The sequence below is a fragment of the Streptomyces sp. NPDC002671 genome, from assembly GCF_053592475.1.
In genome coordinates this window covers 1-1,033 of the sequence record NZ_JBSFVU010000183.1, presented here as the reverse complement: position 1 = coordinate 1,033, position 1,033 = coordinate 1, and the positions used below count along the sequence as shown (strand labels likewise).

The window sequence follows — 1,033 nt, the reverse complement described above, 5'->3', positions numbered from 1 at the left end:
GGCAGGGCCCCGATGATCAGGCTGCACATGGCGCGCGTCGTGGACAGCCGTTGGCTGCTGCTGATCCGCGTGCACCACATGATCCAGGACCACACCGGCCTCGAACTCTTGCTGGGCGAGGTCGAGACGCTCCTCGCCGGCCGGGGCGAGGACCTGCCCGAGCCGCTGCCCTTCCGCGACTTCGTGGCGCAGGCGCGTGGTGGGGTGGAGCGGGCCGAACACGAGCGGTTCTTCGCCGACCTGCTGGGCGACGTCGACGAGCCGACCGCGCCCTACGGCCTGGTCGACGCCCACGGGGACGGCATGGACTCGGTCGAGGTGCGGCGAGACCTTGCACCGGACCTTGTCACGCGGCTGCGTGAGGTCGCCCGGCGGCTGAGCGTGAGTCCGGCGACGGTGATGCATGTGGCGTGGGCGCGGGTCCTTGCCGCGGTCAGCGGCCGCGACGACGTGGTGTTCGGCACCGTGCTGTTCGGGCGCATGAACGCCGGCGCCGGTGCGGACCGGGTGCCCGGGCCCTTCATGAACACGCTGCCGGTGCGGATACGGGTGGACGAGACCAGCGTGGTGTCGGCGGTCGGGGCCATGCGTGACCAGCTCGCGGGGCTCCTTGAGCACGAGCACGCACCGCTGGCTCTGGCACAGCAGGCCAGTGGCGTGCCGGGGGACGCTCCCCTGTTCACCTCCATGCTCAACTACCGCCACAACGTCGGCATCACCCGGGATGTGGCATCGGTCGGCGAGGGCATCGGGGTGGTGTTCTCCCGCGAGCGCACCAACTACCCGCTGAACGTCCTCGTCGACGACGACGGTGACGGGCTGCGGCTGACGGTGGACGCTGTTGCCGCGATCGACTCGGACGCTGTCGCGGCGATGGTGGCCACGGCCACGGAGAGCCTGGTGTCCGTGTTGGAGCGGGCGCTGGGGGACGGGCCGGAGCTGCGGCTGGGTGCGGTGGATGTGCTGGACGAGACCGAGCGGCGTCGGGTGTTGGTGGAGTGGAACGACACGGCGGTCGAGGTGCCGCAGTCGA

At 71.2% G+C, this 1,033-nt stretch carries 1 protein-coding gene; it reads left to right on the top strand.

The features are described from left to right. Positions 1–27: 27 nt before the first annotated feature. Positions 28–1,033: condensation domain-containing protein (locus ACWD35_RS45615; RefSeq protein ID WP_451357199.1), on the top strand; the 1,006-nt coding region annotated here is incomplete at its 3' end.